We start from the raw sequence: 21023 nt of genomic DNA on the forward strand, positions 1-21023 counted from the left end.
CGAATTCTTCAATAACTATCGTGTCCAATATCATTGACAAACTAACACCATGGCTTGTCGGCAATAGTTTTTTCACTATATTTTTTCATATTGTTCATATCAATATAATATGATTTATGTGCTCTATGAAAAGCAACAAAAAAGTGCCATTTTTCGCACTTTTTAGGCTAGCACCTACAAAATTCATCATGATAATTTGTACAAATTTAGTCTTGCAAAAACATTTAAAATAGTATATAATATATCTGTTAAAGTAAAGTGATTTTGTTTATAACATCAAACCAAATATCAAAGAAAGAAACAAATGTATGAAAATAAAAAAAGAAATAAACCTCTTTGCGGGAATGTTCACTGCAGATGAGATATATCGCTATGGTGATATCATACTGCTGTTAGGTCATATAATATATCTTGTGCTGTTTTATCGGTTCGGAGTATACCAAATGGTATACTACAACTATTTCAGCGTAGCATTCTATGCAGCGATGTATTTCCTGCTTCGTTTTAAGAAGATAGGCAAAATATCATTTACTTATCTTGTGCTGAGCGAGATAATAGTACACGCCTGCATGGGTGCATATCACATAGGTTGGTCAGCAGGATTTACGCAGATAATGCTGTGTATAATACCTATTCCGTTTTTCCTTGCACCAAACAGAAAAGCGATACCATATATACTTTCGTCCTTTGATGTTGTTGTGTTCATAGTCATGCGTATCATAGTCACAAACAGGGTTGCACCTTACAGCTTTGATACCGGCAGAGAGAATATCTTATACATTTACAATACTCTATGCAGCTTTATTATAATTATCTATGTATCTTCCATATACATTTTCACAAATGAGCATAACAAGCGTGAAGCAAAAGCACAGAACGAAAAGCTTCAAAAGCTCGCCACTATCGACCCACTCACTCAGCTTTTCAACCGCCGTGCCATGATGGATTTTATCAAAAAGATAGAAAGCAACAGCCGCAGGACAAACAGCGTATATTCTATGTGTTTGGGCGATATTGATGATTTCAAGCACGTTAATGATACATATGGTCACGAAGTCGGTGACAAGGTACTTAGAGCGGTATCAGATGTTATAGCTGGAAACGTGCCTAGCGAGGGCTATGTGTGCCGTTGGGGCGGTGAGGAAATACTATTCGTTGTGCCAAATACAGACACTGAAAGCTGTGAGAAGATAGCAAAGAGCATTTGCCAGAAAATACATGAGTGTACATTTAAGGAAAATTCTCGAAGTTTCAATATATCCATGACTTTTGGAGTTTACTCAGTAACTCCGAACGAAAACTATGACGAGGGTATCTCAAAAGTGGATAAGCTGCTATACAAGGGCAAAAATCAGGGCAAAAACTGCGTTGTATCTAAATAAAATCAAGGCAGCCGTGTAGAAAAAACTCCACGGCTGCCATTTTCATGCCTATTTTGCAGAGAGATATCCTCTCATGTCTACAGAAAGGCGTTCCTCAAGACATATAAGCTCCTTGGCAATGTTCTTGGACTTCTCGTCTGCCGCCTTATAATTGTTGAGATATCCGGACAGGGACTTCACGCCCATATTACAGCCGTCTGTTATAAAATCTGCCACAGCGTCATCACTGCTCTCTGCCGCAAGCTTGAAGTTGGTTTTAAGCCATGCCATACCCTTTGCCATAGCAGGCGGCTCTTTTCCGCTGTCATGATATGAATTTAAAAGCCCCTGAAGCTTCTCTTGTATCTCAATATGCCCTGCAAGATTTTTCTCCAGCGTTCGCTTTAGCTCTCCGTTTGAAGTGTATTTCAGCGAATCCTCAATAGACTGCACGCCCATTTTTATTCCTGCGTCGCACTCCCTGAGAAGCTTTATTGTATCCTGTTCTATCATATAAGTTCGCTCCTTTCATAACTGCAAATAGTTTTCCACAAAAATTTCTCTTTATGCCTGCATAAATTCAGCAAAACTATTGAAAAATCTTTAAATTTGTGATATAATTTTTTTATGGCTTACGCCTGAAGTATATAAGGGGGTATTTTAAATGGGAGAACACAAACATTACAAAGAGTCGGGCAAATTCAGCCCAATTGGAGCATTGCTCATGGTGCTTGCAACGGCAGTATGCGGTGGATTGCTTTTCTGGCTCTATCTGCTTTTTGAGGGCTGGTGTACTATCATCTATCTCAATGTTATCGCTGCAATAGCGGTGTCATGCGCACTTGGCTTTGTGGGAGGAAAGATAGTCAGAGCATTCAAAATGCGAAACACAGTTGTGGCAGTTGCCTGTGCAGTAGTGGGCTTTTTATTTGCCTCATATTTTAAATGGGCGCTGTATGATTACAACGATCTGAAAAAATATGGCTATGAGCTTATGAGTGAATACACAGCCTATGATTATTATGACGAGCTGAATATGCTTTTCGATGAAAACACAGACGGCTTCGGTGATTATTATGACTTTTATCACCAGACCAAGGCATATGATCTTTTCAGCAACGATTCAACAGGCGATTTCACAGACGAGGACATTGCCACGATGCAGAAAAAGTCTGTATGGCAGTTTTTCGAGCTTGACAAGCTTCTCGGCAAGGACGAAAACTCAGCCAAGAAAAGCCTTGAAAAGTCATACACAATGAACGCATATGACTACACTTATGATTACAGAGATTATGATAAAACAGGTCTTTTTGACATAATCGCACACCCGTCTGACCTTTGGAAGGACGTTAAGTCTATCAACAAGGAAGGTCGCTGGTCTTACAAGTCATCACATTCATCAAGAGATAACGGCTCGCTTGTGAACGGCACGATCCTGTGGATAGTATGGGGCAGTGAATTTATCCTTCTGCTGGCTTTCCTTGTGGGCGGTGTGAGAATCAAGTCAAAAGAGCCTTTTATCGAGTCTGAGGACGATTGGGCAGAATACAAAAACCTCAAGGGTGCATACAAATTCATGGTGCCTGAGGACATAAAGTCATTTAAGGTTTCAATGGAGCAAAGCCCTTACACGCTTTTTGATTATCAGACGGCTGTTACTCAATTCCTGCCTACATATATGGTGATAGATTGCTATGTGAGCAAGTCAGGCAATGAGAATTATCTCACAGTTTATCAGCAGACGATCAATCCTAAGAACAAGAACCCTGACACAAAAGTTCTCGTGAACAAACTCTTTGTTGACGGTGACTTCATGAACAGGCTCTATTCCCTTGCAAATTTTGCTCCGCAAATGCAGGACGTTCAGCAGACACCACAGTAAGGAAAGAATAAATACATACAAAAAACACGGCTGAAAAAAATATCAGCCGTGTTTTATTATGCCAATTTTTATATTTTACAGCCAAGCGCCGTAAATAGTTTCCCCTGTAAGCTCACGATATGAGCGCACTCTAAGATCCAGCATATCTGCTCTCGCCTTTGCAATGACCTGTGAAGGTGAATTGTAATTCACCACTATGGCAGGCTCACTATGAGAGGTGTGGTCAAGCTTATCCTTGACCGCTTCTGCTACCTCATAGCCCTGTGCTTTCATTGTAGGCTTGCCCGAAACGATAGACTTTCTGTTAAGCTCCTGCGGCTTTATGACCATCACATTGTCAGACTTTAGTGTTATGTCAAACTGAAAATCAGCCGAGTCGCAATACTGACCCATGCCTATAACCGTCACCTTTGCAGTTCCAACGTTCACGTTGTCAGAGTAAACCGTTCTATAATCAACATCAGGAATAAGTGTTTCGCCGCCAACAAAAACGTCAAATATCTGTGTTCTCTCCTTGCCTGTGTATGACATAGAGCCACGCATATTTGTGGTACAGCCCACAATAGTAAGCTTTGTTTTTATGCTCATATCCGCACTGTCGCTTCCCTCTTGGATACTGTCAACAGTGTTAAGAAAAGCTTTCACTTTATAAACATATCTTGTTTTTGGAACAAGTCCATAGTCTGTAAAAGAAGTGCCGTCTGTTACAGTAGCTATCTGCTCAAACTCTGCGTCCTCAGCGTCAGTCTTTCTGTAAACATAATAGCCGTCAGCCTGCGACACCTCGTCCCATGTTAAAGTGAGCTTATCAGAGCAGATATCCTGCGACTTTACGTTATCAGGTGCGTTCAGAAGCACTGCCGCACTGCCTGTGACGTAAATATCGCCCTTGCTGTTGTCAGCAAAGCTGTTTCCGCTTATTTTAACCTGAGATTTTTTATTAGCTTTTATTCCGTAGCCTTTATTTTTATTGCAGGTGTTGTTGAAAAACTCCACAGAAGCGCTGTTGTCAGCCATAAGACCGCTAAGACCGTTTTCTTCAAGGATATTGTCAGAAGCCTTACCGCTTCCGCCAGTGAATATAAGTCCGTGATTTTTAGACTTCTTAACCGTGTTTTTTCTCACATCTGCCTTAGCTTCTTTGGTTATCTTTATGCCGTTGGAGCCTGCGGAGGTTATAGTATTGCCTGATATGGTATTTTTATCAGAACCGCCTGAAACATAAACTCCCGACACGCCTGGCTTTTTAATGGTATTTGAGCTTACCTCATTGCCTGAACCACCGCTTATATAAACGCTGTTCTGCTTTGTGCCTGTAAGCTTATTTTTGGTCACAGTCACCTGTGACGATTCGCTGAGCCATATAAGATCCATGGAATAATTATATCTGTCATAGTCATAGCTTATATCGTTAGAACCTATGAAAATTCCCGAAACGTCTGTAAGCCTTACTGCCGAACCGGCTGTTTTTATAGTGTTGTCTATTATCTTCACGCCTTTTACAGTGTAGTTGTAATCAGGGTGAGAGTATGACTTTTCAAGCTTCTTGCCGAATATCTGGATAGCATACGGCTGGGGATAATAATATGTGCCCACAACGGTTATGTCGTTGTTTCTTATTATGGTGTTGGCATTATCGTCAAGACGATCCTTTATGCCTGCATAGCCTGAATTAGGCACATGGAAATTTGCATTTTCGTAATCTGTCATGTACTTGAAATCTATGGCACAGCCAACGTTTTTCATCGTATTGTTTTCAATTATACATTTTTTATGATTAATAAGTACGATAGCTGTTCCGCTCATATTATAAAATGAGTTGCCTGATATAAGTGTATTAGTATAATATACACCAAGACAAGCTGAATGTGAGCCAAGACCTCTTATAAGGTCATGGAATTTGTTGTTCTTTATTACAGCATTGTCGCAAGGGGTATCATCAAAAGGCTCATACGCCGGGAAAACATCACTGTTACTTATGGTATCCAACTGTATAGCCTCTTTCTGAGATGTTCCAGTATAGCCGTGAAAATCGCAGTCTTCGATAGTGATGCCATTTACGCCGCCTATCTCTACATGATGACCATTGTAATTGTTTTTTATCTCAACGTTCTTTATCCAAAGGTTTTTCATGTGACCAAATCTCATATTAGAAAATGGTCTTGAAGTAGGCGAAGGGTTGCCGTCCCAACAGCCTCCCTCGATAACGATATTTCTCTCGCTGCCATATCCGCCTGCACCGTTTGCCTGAGCGTTCTTTATCATACAGCCCTTGTCAAAATTTCTGACGATAGTCGCTCCGTCCTCAAGATACAGCCAGGTGTTTGAATATATCTCCAAAAGCCTGTCTATCCTGTATTTTCCTTTCGGCACAACGACCTTTATCTGCACAGAGTTGGAGCCGTTGTCAATGGCATAGTCAAGGGCTTTCTGTATCGCCTTTGAGGAGTCTTTCTTTCCCTTTTTGTCTGCGCCGAAGTCAACAACATTCACTTCAAGCGCTCCCGAATATCCGCTTATTTCCGCTCCACTGGCTTTTGTGCCGGTGATAGTGGAATAATCATAAGCAAAGCACCTTACTGTCATAAGCATAATGGCGAGTAAACACGCCGCTGCAAAGGCAATAAAGGTGCGAGTGATCTTTGTCAATTCTCATCTGTCCTTTCGTTGTCTTGGGGTTATCGCTGCTCTCTTTTTGTTCCTTTTATCTTTTTTTGCAGAACATATTTTACACATATTCAATTATACCAAATCATGCCCCGTTTGTCAACCGAAAAACGTCAAAAAGACGAAAGCAATAACTCACAAAGTCAACGCATGATACTTGTGCGTTATCACCATAAAAAGCTGCGGTGAAAAGTTCCTCCGCAGCTTTTAACAAATGCGTCTTTTTTATCCTAGTGCCACATCAAGTATCATCATAAGCAAGAAGCCTAGCATTACGCCAACTGTTCCCATGTGACCTTCCCCCAGATGTGCTTCGGGGATAAGCTCCTCCACCACCACATAGAGCATTGCTCCTGCGGCAAAGGCAAGAAGCCACGGAAGAAGCGGTTGGATAGCACCTGCGGCAAGAACGGTGAGAAGTCCGAAAACAGGCTCAACAATTCCTGAAAGAGTGCCAAGACCGAATGCTTTCGCCCTGCCCATGCCCGATTGCCTCAACGGCAGTGCGATAGCCGCACCCTCCGGAAAGTTCTGTATTCCCATGCCTATGGCAAGTGCGATAGCAGAAGCCAGCAGTACCGAGCTGTCATTATGTGCCGCCAACGCAAAGGCAAGACCTACTGCCATGCCCTCAGGGATATTGTGCAGTGTGATAGCGAAAATAAGCATTCCCGAACGCTTTAGACCCCTGCGGACGCCCTCTTCCCTTTCAGGCTCAGGTAAAAAATAAGGCATTGCCTTGTCAAGCCCCATAAGAAACAGCACGCCTAGTGCAAAGCCGCCTGCGGCAGGTATCCAGCCTATCCTGCCGAGAGCTTCCGCCTCGTTTATGGCAGGGATAAGCAAGCTCCACACGCTTGCGGCTATCATAACGCCTGCGGCAAAGCCTAAAAAGGCTTTCTGCACCTTTTCGCTCTGCCCCTCTTTTCTCATGAAAAAGACCACAGCCGCACCTAACGTCGTCATAGAGAATGTAAAGCCCGTGCCTGCCGCAGCCCAAAGTAGACCATTCATACTATTATGTTTCCTTTCAGACAGTATTATGTCAGATACAATGACATATCTTAGTCTATGAAAAGCCTTTACGCTGTGTGAAAAAGCCTCTGCCGACAAAATACATTAAATTTGTCTGAGATTTTCAGAATATGACCCGTCCCAAGTGAATATAATGTTCTCAGCAGGGCATTACAAGCCCTTTACGATCGTATGATCAGTTTATTTTTAGGAGGAAACAGACAAGATGAACACTATGGATCTTAAGCTTAACAGAGAGATGCTGTCAATGACACGGACTATCCTTGACGCCTCCTGCGAGCAGGCTGTGGAAAAGGATTTTTTGCTGCCAGACTATTATCCCGATATTTTCAGGGTACTAAAATGCGTTATCACACCAACAGTACAGAGCCATTCCATAAACGGCGGAAAGCTAAGCTTTGACATGGCAGTGCTCATAAGAGTGCTTTACATCAGCCAGAATGACAAGCGGATAAACTGCATCGAGCAGAAAATGAACTACACAAAGTCTTTCGACCTGCAAGGGGATTGCGGCGACCCTATGATATGGCTCACGCCAAAATGCGATTATGTCAACTGCCGTGTGGTAAATCAGCGCAGACTTGATATCAGGGGTGCTGTGACTATCCACGCAAATGTGACGGGCGAAGTAACTGTGCCTATAGTCACAGACGCATTCGGCTGCGGCATACAGCTTAAAAAAGTTGCTGTTACATACCCTGCAAAACGTCTTACCGCTGCAAAGCGTATCACACTAATAGAAGAATTGCAGCTTTCTGCGGCAAAAGCCCCTGTTGGCACTATCCTGCGGACAGATTGCCGCATTATCCCACAGGAACACAAAATGATAGCAGGCAAGCTTGTGACAAAGGGCGACGCTGAGATAATGATGCTTTACTCCTGCGTAACTACCGATGGAGAAGAAACCGCCGAAACAATGCGGTTTACTCTGCCGTTCTCACAGATAATCGACATAGACGGCATTGACGATACTTTCACCGCAGACGTGAGGATAACCCCTGCGGGGTGTGATATCATACCAAAGTCTGACGATTCCGGCACACTTGAATGTGAGCTTGTGCTTCTTGTGAACTGCGTTGCCAAAAAGCTTTCCACCTGTGAGATCGTCACAGACGCATACTCCACCTGCTTTGAGTGCGAGGCTGAAAGGTGTGAAAGCAAGCTTGACAGCGAAAGCATAAAGTTATCTGACAGCCACAGTGTTACTGCAAAGCTTTCCTGCCAGGATGGCGAGATACGCTGTGTTCACGACAGTTGGGCGACCCTTTCCAATGTGACATCAAGGCTTGACGAGGAAAAGAAAGCCTTTATCATTTCAGGAAGCGTGACGTTCTGTATTATCGGCAGGAACGAGGACGGCACTCCCCTTTATCTTGAAAACGATTCGCCTTTTGAGCATGAGATACCCCTTCCTGAGAATGTCAATGGTGAGATATCCATATCCCCTGACCTGTGCATAGAAAACTGCACATACTATCTTGCAGACGAAACAACAGCGGAGCTTAAAGCCGATATCAAGATAGGCGGCGAAATGACTATTCAACAGACAGGGACTATGATATCAGAGCTTAGGGTACTCACAGATAAGCCGAAAGAGAAAAATGACAAATACGCTCTGAAAATATGCTACTGCAATGAGAGCGACGACATCTGGGAGATAGCGAAAAAGTATTCAACTTCCATAACAGCCATACTTGAAGAAAACGAGCTTACCGACGATAAAATATCAAAACAGGGAATGTTGCTTATCCCATTAATGAACTAGGAGGACAGACACATGAAAAACGATATTTACACCGACATTGCCACACGGACGGGAGGCGATATCTATATAGGCGTGGTAGGTCCTGTCCGCACGGGAAAATCCACCTTTATAAAACAGTTCATGGAGCAGTTCGTTATACCGAACATTGAAAGCGACTACCGCAAAGAGCGTGCCATTGACGAGCTGCCCCAGTCCTCCGCAGGCAAGACTATCATGACCACCGAGCCTAAGTTCATTCCTGAGGAAGCTGTGAACATCACCCTAGAGGGCGGAGCAAGCTTCAACGTGCGAATGATAGACTGTGTGGGCTACATAATCCCAAGCGCCATAGGCTACATAGAGAATGAAGCCCCGAGAATGGTGGTCACACCGTGGTTTGACACGGAAGTTCCATTCAACATGGCGGCTGAGGTGGGAACGCAAAAGGTCATAACAGAACATTCCACCATAGGACTTGTGGTGACAACAGACGGTAGTATCACCGACCTTCCACGTGAAGAATATGAGGAATGTGAGGAGCGTATAATCGACGAGCTGAAGCAGATAGGCAAGCCGTTTGTAGTGCTTATGAACACCACTGAGCCTTACTCTCAGCAGACAAAAGACCTTTGCGAACAGCTTTCCGACAAATACGGCACTACAGTTATGCCTATAAACTGTTTGGAGCTTTCGGAAAAAGAGATAAAAGAGATACTTACGCTTCTTCTTTACTCTTTCCCTGTGAAAGAGATAAACATCTCAATGCCCTCATGGATAAACTCTCTTGACAAGGGTCACTGGCTGAAAGAAGCGGTTTTCGGACACATCAAGGAAGCGGCTTCGGCTGTGTCAAATCTTCGTGACATTTCAGACTGTGCCGAAAAGATATGCTGCTGTGAGCAGGTATCATCTGGTTCGGTGGCTGAGATAGACCTTGGAAAAGGCTCGGCTGTCATAAAGGTGGAGCTTGACCCTGCGCTGTTTTTCAGGATAATAGGCGAAGCCACAGGGCTTGAGATAAAGGACGAAAACGACCTTATGCCGAGAATTCTGGAGCTTGTGAAGATAAAAGAACGTTTCTCGAAATTCAGCTCTGCCCTTGATGAAATGGAGAAAACAGGCTACGGAATAGTTATGCCTGAAATGAACGAGCTGACCCTTGATGAGCCTGAGATAATAAAGCAGGGTGGAAAATACGGCGTAAGGCTCAAAGCCGCCGCACCAGCTATCCATCTTCTGAAAACCACTATCAACACCGAGGTCGCACCTATCGTCGGCTCAGAAAAGCAATCTGAGGAGCTTGTGCTTTATATGCTCAACGATTTTGAGGAATCACCTGAAAAGATATGGGAGTCAAACATTTTCGGCAAGTCACTCCACGAGCTTGTGAGCGAGGGTCTGCACACAAAGCTTTCAAAGCTTCCTGAGGACGCACGCATGAAGATAAAAGAAACTATCGAGCGCATGATAAACGAGGGCTGTTCGGGACTTATCTGTTTTATTCTCTGAGAGTTTCATAAATGAAAATAAACTGATCCACCAAAAAAAGCGTTACACTGAGAAAAGTGCAACGCTTTTTATCTTGTATAAAGTGTTAATTTACGCCCTCTGCAAAGCTGATCGGCACACCGAAAAGCACACCTGCGTTAGGCTGTGAAAGATCGCCTGTAACATCAGTTATCGCCTTTCTTGCAACATCTACCTGATCGTCTGCAACGGCAACGAAAATTGTCTTGCCCTTCTGTGCAGCGTCCTCACCGCTGAGAATAGATCTCAGAACGCCGATCATAGGCAAATTATCCATTGTAGAAATAGATTTCGCCATTCCCACGCTGTCAATGACCGTTCCGCCTCTTATGCCTGCCTGTGCCAGCGAACGCATGATTTCGTCTACTAACTCGATTCTCTTGATAACCAAAAACAATAACTGCATTTTGATCCGTCCTTTCATCTCTTATTTCCTGAATGACGCAGCCACCCAGTCTTCTTTTTCTCTTATCTCAATAAGCTCAAAGCCCTCTGCTTTAAGCCTGTCAAGCACCTCGTCTTTTCTCTGGTCGATTATACCTGAAACTATGAGCGTTCCGCCGTCTTTGATAAATCCGCCGAAAATCCCGCTCATGCCTATAAGAACATCTGCCACGATATTTGCACAAAGCAGGTCATAGCCTGTGCCTATCTGCTCCACCAGAGCCTTATCGTCTATGATATTTCCGCAGTAAGCTGTATACTTCTCTGCGCTTATATGGTTTTTCTCTGCATTTTCCTTTGCTATCTTAACAGAATTTTCGTCAACGTCCACCGCTGTTGCACTTTCAGCACCAAGGAGCAATGCGCCGATAGAAAGTATTCCGCTTCCGCACCCAAGGTCAAGTATCCTGTCGCCCTCATGGAGATTTTTCTCCACAAGCTCCAGACAAAGCTGGGTTGTGTTATGCTGACCTGTGCCGAAAGATGAGGCAGGGTCTATTTCCAGTATCTTTCTCTTTTCACCCTCAGCGACCTTTTCCCATGACGGCTTTATAAGAAGCTTTTCGCCAACGCAAAGGGGTTTGAAATACTGTTTCCAGTTATTCGCCCAATCCTCTTCCTTAACGTTTTTAAGCTCATATTCAAGTCTGCCGAACTCATTGTTCACGTCACGCTTTTTGAGCGCTTTAAGCTCCAGCTTCATAGCTTCAAGATTTTCAAGACCCTGAGCGTTCTCAGGGAGATAAACTGTCACTGTGGTTTCACAGTTTTTTAGACCCATAAGGTCATCATCTATATAATCCCAGTTGCCGTCCTTATCATCAAGAAAGTCCTGAAAATCCTTTGCGTCCTTGATAACAAAGCCGTTTATACCCATTCCAAGCAGACTTCCCGTTACTGCTTCGATGCCTTCTGTAGTAGTATATATATCCATTTCAACCCAATTCATAATATCAATTCCTTTCGATAATATCTCATTATAACACATTTTTGCGATTTTGTAAAGCTTTTTGACTATGATTTATTATACAAAATTAAATATTGATAATTGTATATACTTATCAAATATCAACCATATTAAGTGCAAAGAAAAAGCTTCCCGTCAAAAAACGAAAAGCTTTCATGATCATTTTTTCTTATCGTAAGCGTCAAAGGCTTCCTCAACAGTGCCGTCCACCTGCACCTTGCCGTCTTTTAGGAATATCGCCCTTGTGCAAGTTTCCTCGATAGCCTTGCGTGAGTGGGAAACGAACAGTACCGTTACACCAGTGGAGATAACATCATTTATCTTGTCACGGCACTTCTTCTGAAAGTCTGCGTCGCCAACGCTCAGTGCCTCGTCAACAACGAGGATATCAGGCTTGATATTTATATTGATAGCAAAGCCAAGACGCATTTTCATTCCGCTTGAATATGTTCTTACAGGCTGGTCGATATACTCTCCAAGATCTGCAAAATCAATTATATCCTGCTCTATCTCCTTTATCTGATCGTCATTAAGACCAAGTAGATAGCCCTTTAGATAGATATTTTCCATACCCGTCATATCCAGTGAAAAGCCTGCTGTAAGCTCAAGCAATGCGGCAACCTTTCCTCTTACGGTGATAGTACCGCTGTTTGGAAAGCTTACGCCTGTTATCATTTTCAGAATGGTCGATTTTCCTGCACCGTTCTTTCCGATAATTCCCACAGACTCGCCTGGGTATATCTTGAAGCTCACGCCTTTAAGGGCAGGGTGCTTCTTTACTCCCCTGTTTTTGGTGAAAATAGCCTTAAAACGTGCCTTTTCGTTTTTATATAAAAAGTATTCTTTTTTTACGTCCAAAAATTCAATAATTGGCTCAGTCGCTTGATTTTCCATTTAAAAGTCAGTTCCTTTCAGCCTTTGTTACAGAACGTCAGGAAGTATCTTCCTGAATTTCTTATAGGTGTGCGCTCCGAGGAATATCATAAAGATAAACTCCGCATAGAACACTATAGTTTCGGTGGTATAGTTAGAATCAAAAATAAACGTGTCTGTAAGAAAGCTCTTTCTATAGCCGTTTACAAAATAGTTTATAGGGTTGAAATACATGAGCTTTCTCAGCCACAAAGGTGAGATATCATATGTGTTCCAGAATATACCTGAAAGCCAGAAAAGTCCTGTTATAATAGAGTTTATAAGATTTTCAAAATCCTTGCTGAACGCACTGAGAGGAGCAGTCATCCACGAAAGCACAAGGAAGAAAAAATACATCATCAGCGCATAATAGATAAACTGAAGATTGTAAATACTCGGTCCAAAGCCCAGACACAGCAGCACCACATACATTATAGCACACAGCAAAATGTGGATATAAAGTCCCGAAAGTGAGGTAAAGGTCATGATATTTGAAACAGGGAAGGACAGCTTTGTTACAAACTGCTTGTTGCTTCTTATTGACCTTGATCCTCCAACGATACATTCTGAAATATAAAACCACGGCACATAGCCGGTGAGCATGAAAACGAACTGAGTGTACTTTCCGTTAATGAAATGCACTCCACCGTTTCTTTTTAAACCTATTTCAAAGGCAAACCACAGTATAAACAGGGTAAAGGTCGGCTTTATAAGCGCCCACAATGGGCCAAGCGCCGCACCCTTATACTTCTTTTTCAGCTCGTTCACCGACAACATTCTTATCTGTCTGAGCTTTCCCTTATGCTCCTTCAATATCTGGGTAAGCCCGAACCAATCAAACTTTTTTCCTTCTATTTTTATCATCTCCGTCAAAAACGCTCTTTTCCCAAAGCGCTGTCGATTATTCTTTCCGTTGACCTGCCGTCGCAGGCAGACATATATTTTTCCGTGAAACGCTCCACGCCCTCACGGTCAAAGCTCTTTTCACTGTCAAGCACAGCCTGTGCAAGCTTCTCTCCCTCCGTCACCAAAGGCGCAGGCATATCTGTTTTATAATCAAGATAAAAGCTCCTGCCCTTGCTGTAACTCTCAATATCAGGGGCAAATATCACCCACGGCTTTTTATACAGTGCATACTCGAACACAAGCGACGAATAGTCTGTCACAAGCACGTCTGCCACAGGCATGAGCCTGTTTGTAGCAATATCGCAGTTAGTCAGCCCGCTGTGAAGTCTGGGGTGCATTTTTATAATGACTTTCCAAGCCTCCCCAAGTTTTTTTTCAAGCTCTGCGGCATATTCTTCGCCCACGCAGTGACAATCAAGTGCATTACCTCTGAACGTTGGCGAATAAAGCACTATCTTCTTGCCCTTATAGTCGGGATATCTCTCAAAGAACTCACGTCTGCACTGCTCGTTGTAGCTTTCATCAAAGAACACGTCCGTACGGCTGACGCCAAGGGGCTTTACGATATCTTCTTTCAGCCTGAACGCAGACACAAAAGCCTTTACGCACTCTTTACTGCTCACAGTGATAAGGTCAAAATTTCTTGTAACAGAGCCTTTGAAATGGGAAGATATATCCTCCTCGCTGTCATAGCCGAACTTTTTCAGTGCTCCGCAGGAATGCCAAAGCTGAACCACTGTGGTTTCCTCACGCTTTTTGCAGGAAGTCACAGGCACAAAATAGTTGCATATGAACACAGCCCTTGCATTTGCGTAAGCTTTCATAAAGCTCATCATATATTTAAGCCCCGAGACCATTCCACAGCTTGAAAGGTCGCAGTACATCTCCCTGACCTTATAGCCACGGCTTTGAAGCTCCGCTTTTATAAGCTCCATGCTCTCAGGAGTAGAAACGCTGTTAAGGTCTGCAAGGATAACGAGCTTTTTGTCTATATCCTTTTTCTTTGACAGCTTGTAGCACAGCGGCAAAAGCGTTTTTTGCAGTGCTGATTTTATGTGCTGTCTTATTATTCGTTTGCGGCTCTCCATTATCCCCTAAGAAACCTCTTATATATCTTGCCTGTCAGCGATTTCGGCATTATGAAAATGAAAAACTGAAAAGTGCATGGAACAATAAAGTCCCACAGATTTGAATATCCCATACGGAATATCTTCCACCTGACATTCACAAAAGACTTTGTGTTTGCCCAGTTTCTTCTTCTCTCATAATTGTTCGCCGTAACTCTGTACATCACAAGCGTTTTGTCAAGATTTATTCCCCTTGCGCCGTCCGCAAGCATTTTCACCACGAACTCATAGTCCTCACAGCGTTTTATATTGCTGTAACCTCCCACGCTCAAAGCACGGGATTTCTTATAAACAAGGGTCTGATTATTGAACGGATTTCTCCGCCTTGCATATTTGTGTATCTCTTTATTGGTCAGTGGCGTTTTCTTTGTGGCTATCACTTCGCCCGTCTGACTGTCGAACTCGTCTATATAAGCCCCAAGCATATCTATCTCAGGGTGCTTTGCCATAGCATAAAGCGACCTTTCACAGCGGTCAGGCTTAGCGATATCGTCAGAGTCCATTTTGACTATATACTCATTTTTGCAGGCGTCTATACCTCTGTTAGCGCATCTTCCTGTGCCTACATTCTCCTTGAGCCTTATGGGATGAAAGCACTCGTAATTCTCCTCATAGTAGTCTACGACCTCGTCAAGCTCTTTTGTGAGCTTTCCGTCGCACACAAGCACAAAATCGTTCGTCACATAGGTCTGTGACAGCATACTCTCGATACTTGCCCTGAGATGTTCAGGCTTCTCTCCTGCATAAACAGACATAAGCACGCTGTATTCAGGCAACTCCACATTTTTCACTACCATAGCGCACCGTCCTTTTTTCATTCTGTCAAAATTATCCCCACAAATCTGTAAGCTATTCCATTATACCATTAAAACCGCTGTTTGTCAACGCAGATAAGGCTGTTAAAACAACACAAAAAGGACGGCTTTTTACTGCCGTCCTTTGTATCAAGACCTTATCCGTCACTTTATGACCTTAGCACATATCTTTTCGTAATTGTCTATCTTATAGTTGAGTCTGTCGATAGTCGCAGCTATCTCAGCCTGCTTTTGGAGGAGATCTTTTCTCTGCTCGATAAGCAGATTTTTTCTTGCCTCGATAGTGCTGTCGCCCTGCTGATACAAAGCAACATACTCTATAAGGGCTTCTATTTGCAAACCTGCGCCTCTCATGCACTTTATGAACTCTATCCAATTGCATGAACTTTCATCATAGTCCCTAAGACCGCTTCTCGTTCTCGGCACAGGCGGGATAAGTCCTATCCTCTCATAATATCTCAGTGTATCGGGTGTAAGTCCGAATTTCTCGCTTACTTCAGAAATAGTCATAGCTTTACCTCTCTATTAAAGTGCATTATACTGCTCGTCTGAAACGGGCTCGCACCACTCGTTCGATGCGCCCTCGGCAGGTATCTCAAGAGCAACGTGCGTGAACCACTCGTCCTTTGTTGCACCGTGCCAATGCTTTATCTCCGGAGCAATGTAAACAACATCACCAGGGTGTAGCTTTCTTGCAGGCTGACCCCATTCCTGATACCAGCCCTCGCCGTCTGTACAAAGAAGTATCTGTCCGCCCTTGTGGTGGATATGCCAGTTATTTCTGCACTTCGGCTCAAAGGTAACATTAAAAACGCCTACGCCCTTGACATTCAGCGGTTTAAGATAGCTGTTACCTATAAAATACTGAGCAAAATTCACATTTGGCTCGCCAAGACCAAAAAGCGAGTCTGAACAGCCGTTCTTTTCCTCAGTATACACTTCCCTTACCATTGGAAAGACAGCCCAAGCGTTAGGCCAGCCAACATAGAATGCGGCGTGAGTGATGATCTCCACCATTTCTGTCTTTGTTACTCCGTGATTTTTAGCATTCTCGATATGATATTTGATAGAATTGTCTGTAATGCCCTTTGCCATAAGAGCGGTTACCGTAACGATACAACGATCTCTCAGTGAGAGCTTGTCCTCTCTTGACCATACCTCGCCGAAAAGAACGTCATCATTAAGCTCTGCAAATTTAGATGCAAGGTCGCCAAGACTATTTCTGCCTGCTGTCTGTTTTACTGCCATGGTAATTACCTCCTAGAGTTTTATTTATTGATTACATTTTACCACCTTGAGTTAGCTCCAAGTCAAGACCTTTTCTATAAAATCGTCGATATGCACAAATCGTCATGCAAAATTTGTTATCACCGACAATATCTTAACGCTAGTCCGACACATTAAGAAAATCTTATGAAACAGTTAAGATAATACTCGTGCGAAAGCTTCTTTAGTATGGTATCATTTATACAGCAAAAGCAAAGGAGCGGACATTATGACAAAGAAAAACAAAAAGCATATCGTAATCGCCACTGCAATCATTATTTTGGTTGTGGCATTGCTTATATACAGATATTACATTCCTGATATGAAGCCCAAAAAGCAAACCACACCTGCATCAGTGGAATACACCTATGACGACAGCGTGACTTCATCTCAGCTTGCAGAGTATAATGCCCAGCAGGACTGGCAGCTCACATTGGTGAACAATGACACACCTATATGCGAGAATTGTTCAGTGATACTCACCGCCCTTGACAATGGTCAGGCAGTGGACTGCCGCATTTACCCACAGCTTCAGAAAATGTTTGATGACGCACGCTCGCAGGGGATATATCCCACTATCACATCATCGTTCCGCACCGCAGAGGATCAGCAGGACATACTTGAGAGCAAATATGAACACTATCAGAAAATAGGCTACAGCGACAAAAAGGCGAAAGCCTATGCGGAAGAATGGGTGGCGATGCCAGGCACAAGCGAACACGAGCTTGGTCTGTGTGTTGATATCGCAAGCGGTGACAGCAGAGTTACAAATCAGGAAGTATGGGATTGGCTCGCCAAAAACAGCTACAAATATGGCTTTATAGAGCGTTACACAGCCGAAAAGCAGGATATTACCGGCATTATCCCGGAAGAATGGCACTACAGATATGTTGGCGAAAAGGCGGCAAAGGAAATGTATGAAAATGACCTTTGCCTTGAAGAATACTTGCAGAAAGCGTCATAAAAATGAAATTATGTACACATTGTTTGATATGTAATACTGCGGGCGACCTGAGGTCGCCCACTAATTATTTTCTTTGCAACACTCACAGCACTGTATCTCCACGATGCAGTGCTTTTATTTTGCATATATTTTCTTCAATATCCTTATCATATCCTTTGCCTGCTTTTCAAGCTGTGACTTGAGATAATACACCCCGAAGGACACTTCCCTCACGCCATTTATAGGGATACATTTAAACGGACCTCTGTAGGTTTCCCCTATCATAGGGTAGACAAAAAAGCCTATCCCTGCCTCCGCCATTGTGATAGCACTTTCATAATCGCCGCAGAATGTTATCTTTTCCACATTTCCCTGTGCAAGAAGTTTGTGCTGAAATGAGAAAACCTCTTCAGGACAGGTGTGCCGCTCTATGAAAAGCGGTCTTCCTGAAAAGTCCTCTATGTCAAGGCTTTCAGCCGCCGCAAGTGGGTGATCCTTTGTGCAAAGGCACATGAGCGGACAGCGGCAAAGCTCAGTGTAATCAAAAGGCTGTTTCTGCGTGCTTTTAAAAGACAACAAAAGCTGTATTTTCTGATCTTTAAGCTGATTGTCTATAGACTTGAAAGGCAGAATATGTATTGACGGCAAAAGGTCATCATAAAGTCTGGACATTTCTCTTAGGGCAGGCGGCAGGACGTTCAGTTCCGCCTGATTGTGACAGCCTATATCCAGCCTCACAGGCTCGTCCTCAGGCTTTTCTGACAGCCTGAATTTTGCTGAGCCTGCTATTTTAAGTATCTGCTCTGCGTCTGAAATAAACATTATACCCTCTCTTGTGAGCGAAACGCTCTTGCTCGTTCGCACGAAAAGCTTCACCCCTAGCTCGTCCTCCAAAGAACCTATCTGGTGGCTCACCGCAGGCTGAGTGATGCTCACAGATTCCGCCGCCTTGGAAAAGTTAAGATACTGCGCCACAGCCAAAAAACACTCCAATTGTACAGTATTCACAAAAAACGCCCCTTTATGTTTGTTTATTTCCGCAAATTGTTTCGTTTAGTAAACAATTCTTAATAAAAATTAAATTTGATAGTAATCTATAAAATTCTTTTATTCATTATAACATATTTGTATTTCACTTTCAAGTAAAAATGTGATATTATTAGTTAGAGCAAAATGTTAGGTACAAAAATGTAAGGAGGCGAACAATTTGGCGGATAACAGAAAAAAGAACATTCTGCGGTATTCCAAATACATTCATCTGAAAATAGAATGTGAGATAAACACCATGCTCGCAGGCAAGGGTATAACCGCCGCTCAGAGCCATGTGCTTATGTACATAATGGAACATAATGGCGAGCCTGTTTTCTCAACGGCGATACACCACGATCTGAATATTTCCCGTGCGACGGTATCAGGGCTTATAAAAAAGCTCCGTGCAGGAGGATATCTCTCCTATGAGGGCAGTGATGATGACGAGCGTCACAAGAAGATAATAGCAACCGAGAAAGCCTATACACTCCAGCAGGACATCTGCGACTGTCTTAAAAAGATAGAAACAATGGCTTTCCGTAATTTTACAGATCAGGAGCTTGACGAAATGGAACGGCTCCAGAAAAAAATGATAGACAATACAATATAAAAATAAGCGAGAGGAGGGATCTGGCTTGAAAGAAATACTAGCACAGATCAAACAGTACAAGAAGGACTCCATTCTGACCCCTGTCTTTACCGCACTTGAGGTCTTTATGGAAATGCTTCTGCCTTTTATAATGGCGAAAATAATCGACGACGGCATTGAAAAGGGCAACATGACAAACGTTTATATTTTCGGTGGCGTAATGGTAGTGGCGGCAATGGTCAGCCTGCTTTCGGGCTTTCTTGCAGGAAAATATGCGGCTTCGGCTTCATCAGGCTTTGCCTGCAATCTTCGTGAAGCTATCTACCGCAAGGTGCAGACCTATTCGTTCTCAAACATCGACAAGTTCAGCACCGCAGGTCTTGTAACAAGAATGACAACTGACGTTACAAACGTTCAGAACGCATACCAAATGATAATCCGTATCGCAGTGAGAGCGCCGCTGATGCTCATCTGCTCAATGGCAATGTGCTTTGCAGTAAGCGGCTCAATGAGTCTTATATTCCTTGCAGCTATCGTTCTTCTTGGCATAGTTCTTGGAATCATCGTTAAAAAGACGATGAAAGTTTTCACAGAGGCTTTCAAAAAGTATGACGACCTTAACGCAAGCATACAGGAAAACGTATCGGCTATCAGAGTTGTAAAGGCATATGTAAGAGAGGACTTCGAGCAGAAGAAATTCAAGAAAGCCTCAGGCAATCTCTATAAGATGTTCGTAAAGGCTGAGAGCCTTATCGCACTGAATAACCCTGTTATGATGTTCGTTATCTACTCCTGCATAATGCTCATAAGCTGGCTTGGCGCAAAGAATGTTGTTGCAGGCGCAATGAAGACCGGTGAGCTTTCATCTGTTTTCACATATGTTATCTCCGCTATGATGTCCCTTATGATGCTCTCTATGATATTCGTTATGATATCAATGAGTACAGCAAGTATCAGACGTATCTCAGAGATACTCAAGGAAACACCTGATCTTCACAACGGTGAGAACCCAGCAAAGGATATGAGAGACGGCTCTGTTGACTTCAACAATGTAAGCTTCTCATACAAGCATGGAAGCGGAAAAATGGTGCTTAACAATATCGACCTGCACATCAAGTCCGGCGAAACTATCGGCATCATAGGCTCAACAGGCTGTGGAAAAACAAGCCTTGTAAATCTTATCAGCCGTCTTTATGACGTTGACGACGGTTCTGTGTGCGTTGGCGGCAAAGACGTAAGAGATTACGATATGGAATATCTGAGAGATCAGGTTTCTGTAGTATTGCAGAAAAACGTGCTTTTCTCAGGCACTATCCTTGACAACCTGCGCTGGGGCAACGAAAACGCCACAGACGCCGAGTGTATCGAAGCCTGTGAGGCTGCCTGCGCTGACGAGTTCATTGAACGCTTTCCTGACAAGTATGAAACTTATATCGAGCAGGGCGGTACGAACGTATCAGGCGGACAGAAGCAGCGACTTTGTATCGCAAGAGCGCTTCTGAAAAAGCCAAAGGTTCTTATCCTTGACGACTCCACAAGCGCAGTAGACACTGCAACAGACGCAAAGATAAGAGCGGCATTCGCAAAGTCTATCCCAGGCACAACAAAGTTCATTATCGCACAGAGAATTTCAAGCGTCCAGGACGCCGACAGGATAATAGTTCTTGACGGTGGCAGAGTAAACGGCTTTGACACACATGAAAAGCTTGTTGAAACAAACGAGATATACCGTGAGATATATGAATCTCAGGTAAAGGGCGGCGGAGATTTCGACGTTCAGTCAGCAGGAAAGGAGGAAGCTTAAATGCC

Annotated in this window: 19 protein-coding genes; 7 read left to right on the top strand and 12 right to left on the bottom strand. The window is 43.3% G+C overall.

Features of this window, described 5'->3' with window-relative positions; translation table 11 throughout:
• The first annotated feature begins 308 nt into the window (after nt 1–308).
• A complete protein-coding gene (locus DW015_RS10510) occupies nt 309–1382 on the top strand; it encodes a GGDEF domain-containing protein (RefSeq protein WP_117905600.1) in 1074 nt (357 codons plus the stop codon).
• A gap of 48 nt (nt 1383–1430) precedes the next feature.
• Here the strand turns inward: DW015_RS10510 and DW015_RS10515 are convergent, their stop codons facing one another.
• Nucleotides 1431–1874 (bottom strand): hypothetical protein, encoded by a 444-nt coding sequence (locus DW015_RS10515; RefSeq protein ID WP_117905601.1) that lies wholly within the window; start codon nt 1872–1874, stop codon nt 1431–1433.
• 151 nt (nt 1875–2025) lie between these two features.
• Between DW015_RS10515 and DW015_RS10520 the strand changes: the two genes are divergently transcribed.
• Nucleotides 2026–3243, top strand: coding sequence for a hypothetical protein (locus tag DW015_RS10520; protein ID WP_117905602.1), 1218 nt, complete (start codon nt 2026–2028; stop codon nt 3241–3243).
• Between the two features lie 75 nt (nt 3244–3318).
• On the opposite strand, the gene DW015_RS10525 is transcribed toward DW015_RS10520, so the two are convergent.
• Together DW015_RS10525 and DW015_RS10530 are read right to left on the bottom strand one after the other, a co-directional pair.
• Nucleotides 3319–5892: a right-handed parallel beta-helix repeat-containing protein gene (locus DW015_RS10525; protein ID WP_117905603.1), complete on the bottom strand. Its 2574-nt coding sequence runs from the start codon at nt 5890–5892 to the stop codon at nt 3319–3321.
• 243 nt (nt 5893–6135) lie between these two features.
• Nucleotides 6136–6924 carry a ZIP family metal transporter gene (locus DW015_RS10530; RefSeq protein WP_022288479.1) on the bottom strand — a complete coding sequence of 263 codons (789 nt, stop codon included), beginning with the start codon at nt 6922–6924 and terminating at the stop codon, nt 6136–6138.
• A 226-nt stretch (nt 6925–7150) separates the two neighbouring features.
• Here DW015_RS10530 and DW015_RS10535 point away from each other — a divergent pair, with 226 nt between their 5' ends.
• Together DW015_RS10535 and spoIVA are read left to right on the top strand one after the other, a co-directional pair.
• Nucleotides 7151–8710 carry an SPOCS domain-containing protein gene (locus tag DW015_RS10535; protein ID WP_117905604.1) on the top strand — a complete coding sequence of 520 codons (1560 nt, stop codon included), beginning with the start codon at nt 7151–7153 and terminating at the stop codon, nt 8708–8710.
• 12 nt (nt 8711–8722) lie between these two features.
• Nucleotides 8723–10198 carry a stage IV sporulation protein A gene (gene spoIVA / locus DW015_RS10540; RefSeq protein WP_117905605.1) on the top strand — a complete coding sequence of 492 codons (1476 nt, stop codon included), beginning with the start codon at nt 8723–8725 and terminating at the stop codon, nt 10196–10198.
• An 85-nt stretch (nt 10199–10283) separates the two neighbouring features.
• Here the strand turns inward: spoIVA and DW015_RS10545 are convergent, their stop codons facing one another.
• The 8 genes from DW015_RS10545 to DW015_RS10580 all read right to left on the bottom strand — a co-directional run bounded on the left by DW015_RS10545 (nt 10284) and on the right by DW015_RS10580 (nt 16635).
• Nucleotides 10284–10622: a hypothetical protein gene (locus tag DW015_RS10545; protein ID WP_022288482.1), complete on the bottom strand. Its 339-nt coding sequence runs from the start codon at nt 10620–10622 to the stop codon at nt 10284–10286.
• Nucleotides 10623–10643: 21 nt separating this feature from the next.
• The gene (prmA, locus tag DW015_RS10550) at nt 10644–11609 is read right to left on the bottom strand and encodes a 50S ribosomal protein L11 methyltransferase (RefSeq protein WP_022288483.1); all 966 of its coding nucleotides are present in this window, start codon (nt 11607–11609) and stop codon (nt 10644–10646) included.
• 177 nt (nt 11610–11786) lie between these two features.
• Complete coding sequence (locus DW015_RS10555) at nt 11787–12521, bottom strand: ABC transporter ATP-binding protein (RefSeq protein ID WP_022288484.1); 735 nt, start codon at nt 12519–12521, stop codon at nt 11787–11789.
• Between the two features lie 27 nt (nt 12522–12548).
• Nucleotides 12549–13403: an ABC transporter permease gene (locus tag DW015_RS10560; protein WP_207659376.1), complete on the bottom strand. Its 855-nt coding sequence runs from the start codon at nt 13401–13403 to the stop codon at nt 12549–12551.
• A gap of 5 nt (nt 13404–13408) precedes the next feature.
• On the bottom strand, nt 13409–14533 hold the full coding sequence (locus tag DW015_RS10565; RefSeq protein ID WP_117905607.1) for a CDP-glycerol glycerophosphotransferase family protein: 1125 nt from the start codon (nt 14531–14533) through the stop codon (nt 13409–13411).
• Complete coding sequence (locus DW015_RS10570; RefSeq protein WP_117896867.1) at nt 14533–15369, bottom strand: glycosyltransferase; 837 nt, start codon at nt 15367–15369, stop codon at nt 14533–14535. Before DW015_RS10570 ends, DW015_RS10565 begins: the two co-directional genes overlap by 1 nt.
• Before the next feature lie 162 nt (nt 15370–15531).
• A complete protein-coding gene (locus tag DW015_RS10575; protein WP_117905608.1) occupies nt 15532–15897 on the bottom strand; it encodes a MerR family transcriptional regulator in 366 nt (121 codons plus the stop codon).
• Nucleotides 15898–15912: 15 nt separating this feature from the next.
• Nucleotides 15913–16635, bottom strand: a complete 723-nt coding sequence (locus tag DW015_RS10580; protein ID WP_117905609.1) for a carboxymuconolactone decarboxylase family protein — start codon at nt 16633–16635, stop codon at nt 15913–15915.
• Between the two features lie 247 nt (nt 16636–16882).
• Here DW015_RS10580 and DW015_RS10585 point away from each other — a divergent pair, with 247 nt between their 5' ends.
• Complete coding sequence (locus tag DW015_RS10585) at nt 16883–17617, top strand: M15 family metallopeptidase (protein WP_117905610.1); 735 nt, start codon at nt 16883–16885, stop codon at nt 17615–17617.
• Nucleotides 17618–17731: 114 nt separating this feature from the next.
• Here DW015_RS10585 and DW015_RS10590 read toward each other — a convergent pair whose 3' ends face one another.
• Nucleotides 17732–18604 carry a LysR family transcriptional regulator gene (locus tag DW015_RS10590; protein ID WP_117905611.1) on the bottom strand — a complete coding sequence of 291 codons (873 nt, stop codon included), beginning with the start codon at nt 18602–18604 and terminating at the stop codon, nt 17732–17734.
• A gap of 199 nt (nt 18605–18803) precedes the next feature.
• Here DW015_RS10590 and DW015_RS10595 point away from each other — a divergent pair, with 199 nt between their 5' ends.
• Together DW015_RS10595 and DW015_RS10600 are read left to right on the top strand one after the other, a co-directional pair.
• Entirely contained in the window at nt 18804–19235 is a 432-nt protein-coding gene (locus DW015_RS10595) for a MarR family winged helix-turn-helix transcriptional regulator (protein WP_022288492.1), read from the top strand.
• 25 nt (nt 19236–19260) lie between these two features.
• Nucleotides 19261–21018 carry an ABC transporter ATP-binding protein gene (locus DW015_RS10600; RefSeq protein ID WP_117905612.1) on the top strand — a complete coding sequence of 586 codons (1758 nt, stop codon included), beginning with the start codon at nt 19261–19263 and terminating at the stop codon, nt 21016–21018.
• Nucleotides 21019–21023: the final 5 nt, after the last annotated feature.

This window comes from Ruminococcus sp. AF37-20 (assembly GCF_003460465.1).
Taxonomy (GTDB): domain Bacteria; phylum Bacillota; class Clostridia; order Oscillospirales; family Ruminococcaceae; genus Hominimerdicola; species Hominimerdicola aceti.